Annotated in this window: 3 protein-coding genes and 1 pseudogene; 2 read left to right on the top strand and 2 right to left on the bottom strand. The window is 63.1% G+C overall.

Annotated elements, in window-relative coordinates:
- Positions 1-426: pseudogene (locus EOC06_RS29220) on the top strand (NIPSNAP family protein); the annotation flags it as partial.
- Here the strand turns inward: EOC06_RS29220 and EOC06_RS29215 are convergent.
- Together EOC06_RS29215 and choX are read right to left on the bottom strand one after the other, a co-directional pair.
- Positions 423-1235 (bottom strand): alpha/beta fold hydrolase, encoded by an 813-nt coding sequence (locus EOC06_RS29215; RefSeq protein WP_128309422.1) that lies wholly within the window; start codon positions 1233-1235, stop codon positions 423-425. The pseudogene EOC06_RS29220 and the gene EOC06_RS29215 sit on opposite strands and share 4 nt — an antisense overlap.
- Positions 1236-1243: 8 nt before the next feature.
- Positions 1244-2182 carry a choline ABC transporter substrate-binding protein gene (gene choX / locus EOC06_RS29210; RefSeq protein ID WP_127810798.1) on the bottom strand — a complete coding sequence of 313 codons (939 nt, stop codon included), beginning with the start codon at positions 2180-2182 and terminating at the stop codon, positions 1244-1246.
- 81 nt (positions 2183-2263) lie between these two features.
- Here choX and betI point away from each other — a divergent pair.
- The coding region (gene betI / locus EOC06_RS29205; RefSeq protein ID WP_128309423.1) for a transcriptional regulator BetI at positions 2264-2902 on the top strand (639 nt) is incomplete at its 3' end.

Below are 2902 nucleotides of genomic sequence, written 5' to 3'. Positions count from 1 at the left end.
GGCTTCGACCTCGCGGGCAAGCAGCGGCCAAGCCTGGCCGATGACGAAAAGCCCATTCAAAACAAACCGCTGACCGGCATCGTTGTCATCGAGATTCATCATTTGCAGCCCGGCACGGAGGCAGATTTCGCCACTCGCTTCGAGACTGAGACGGCGTGCCTGATGACGGCCGACGCACGCCTGCTCGCCGCCTTCGTTACCGAGCATGCCGAGAACAGTTTTCCGCGCCTGCCGGTACGGGCTGATGAAAACGTCTTCATCAGCGTCATGGGTTTTGCCAGCACCGAGGCGCATGCCCGCCACCAGGCCGCCCTAGCCGCTTCTCCGGCATGGCGGGATTTTTGGCAGGCCGCGCAGCTCGGCCTGACCAAACAAACGGAGACTTTGCGGCTGTCGCCCACATCGCAATCATTGGTCGGGCGTTAGACTTCAAATGCCTCGATGATCGCCTTTGCGACAAGGACCGGGTCTTCCCAATGCGGGTTGTGGCCACAGCTCTCGGCCCGAACGAAGACGGCTCCGGCAAGGGCGGATTGCAACGCCTGCTGGTGCGCCTCGCCGAACAGCGGGTCGCAGGCGCCGGCGATGATCAGCGTCCGGGCTTGCACGGCTCGTGCAGCATCGGTCAGGTCGGCGCGGCGGATTTCCTCGAGAATCGCGCGCCAGCGCGGGGTCGGCATCGCCGAGGCCTCTTGCGCCAAGCCGGCGAGAAAGGCTGCTGGCACGTCGGGACGACAGGCATGCCACCAGGCATAGAACGGATCGGCCGGCGATATCGGGTCGCGCAGGGCCTCGACGCCCGCGACCAGCGGATGACCCGGCGCGAAATCGGGCTTCAACGTGCCGGCCAGGACCACCAGCCCGCCGATCAACTCCTTGTGCCCCGCAGCCAAGGCGACAGCCACCATGGCGCCCAGCGAATGGCCGACCACGACCGGTCGGTCGAGTTGTAAACTCTGGATCAGCCCGGCCATATCATCGGCAAGATCGGCGATGCCGCAGTTCTTGCCAGCCTGCGAGGCGCCGTGGCCGCGCAGATCCGGCATGATCAGACGACGGCCGGCCAGATATGGCGCCAGAAGCGAAAAACTGCGGCTGGTGTCGGTGAAGCCGTGCACCAACAGCAGTGCCGGCTCGGCGCCTGATACCTCGACATAGGCGATGTCGAGATCGCCGACAGTGACGAATTGCTTGCGGCCGGCCCAGGCGCCCTGCTCCGGCAAAGCATCAAGCACCGCCGCTCTCACAGACCGAGCTTTTCCTTGACGGCGGCGAGGCCGGGTTGGCCGTCGAAGGTGGTGACGCCGGCGAGCCAGGCGTCGAGGCGGCTTTTGTTGGCCGTGATTGCCTTCAGCGCGCCGTCCTCCGGCTTCATGCCGTCATTGATCAGATAGCCCATGCCGACATTCTCGAAATCGATGTCGAAGGCGAGATTCCTGAGGAATTGCGCGACGTTCGGGCATTGCTCGAGATAGCCCTTGCGCACCTGCGTCGTCACCGTCGCGGCGCCGAAGTTCGGGCCGAAGAACTTGTCGCCGCCGGTCAGGTACTTGAAGTCGTACATCGTGTTCATCGGATGCGGCGCCCAGCCCTGGAAGACGATGAACTGCTTTTCCTTGATCTCGTAGCCGACCTCGGAAAGCATGCCGGCTTCGCTGGACTCGACCACTTGCCAGCCGTCCAGGCCAAAGGCGGGATCGGCGATGGCGTCCATCATCAACTGGTTTGAACCGGGCTCGATGCCGTACATTTTCTTGCCGAACTTGTCGGCGAATTTGTGCAGGTCGGAAATGTCCTTGACGCCGGCATCCCAGGCGTAGGTCGGAACGGCGAAGGTGTATTTGGCGCCCACGAGATTGACGCGCACATTTTCGACCGAGCCGTCCTTCTTGTAGGGCTCGTAATAGGTGACCATGGCCGGATCCCAGTAGCCCAGGAACAGGTCGAGGTCCCTGTTCTTCATGCCCTCGTAGATGACGTTTATGCCGAGCACCTGGCTTTGCGGCTGATAGCCGAGCGCCTCCAACAGGACGTTGGCGACCCCCGTGGTGAAGGCAAGGTCGTTCCAGCCGGGTTCGGCCATGCGGACCGTCCTGCACTCTTCGGCCTCGGCCGCCTGGGCCGCATGAGTGGCCAACATGAGGGCGGCAAGGCAGACGCCATTTGCAAAGATGCGCAACATTTCGGTTCTCCTCATTCGTAAAATTGACCAATTGGTCTTTTTATTGTCCCATGGGTCAATTCTTGATCTGAGCGGACGAAAATGTCAACGTGGATTCGAAATGCATGGACCAATCCCGTGAAACTCAAGCGTCTCAGTGAGATACGCCGCAAGGAGCTGCGGCAGGCGGCCTTCGTGGTTCTGGAGCGCGAGGGCATTGCCGGCGCGACCCTGGAAAAAGTGGCCGCCCAGGCAGGTGCCTCCAAAGGCATCGTGCTGCACTATTTCCGCAACAAGCAGGAACTGTTCGAGCACGCGATGCGCGAAGCCAATGCCGTCCTGTGCCAGGCGGTGATCGCGCGGCTTCGCCGGGCGCGTACGCCGATGGAGCGCATGGATGCGGTGATCGAGGGTAATTTCGAAGAGCATCTGTTCCAGCCGCCTCTGTGCCATGCCTGGCTGTCGCTCTGCGCCGAGGTGCCGCGCGACGAGAAGATGGCCCGTATCCAGCGGGTGATCCATGCGCGCATGCGCTCGAACCTGTTGTCGGGCCTGCACGGCCTCGCCTCGCCGGCGGATGCCGACGACATCGCGCTTGGCGTCACGGCGCTGATCGACGGGCTTTGGCTGCGGCTCGGCCTGCAACCGGGCAGCGTCTCGCGCGAACAGGCCGTCCGCCAGGTCAAGAATTATGTCGCGGGCCGGCTGGCCCTGCGGGAGCCCGTCACCGAAGTTCATACC

The organism is Mesorhizobium sp. M7A.F.Ca.MR.362.00.0.0, assembly GCF_004023175.1.
Lineage (GTDB): Bacteria > Pseudomonadota > Alphaproteobacteria > Rhizobiales > Rhizobiaceae > Mesorhizobium.
Note: the sequence above shows the minus strand (reverse complement) of the source record. Positions and strands in the feature narration are given on the sequence as shown.

Coding starts and splice junctions, on each gene's coding strand:
- choX (WP_127810798.1), bottom strand. CDS start 2,182: ATGTTGCGCATCTTTGCAAATGGCGTCTGCCTTGCCGCCCTCATGTTG.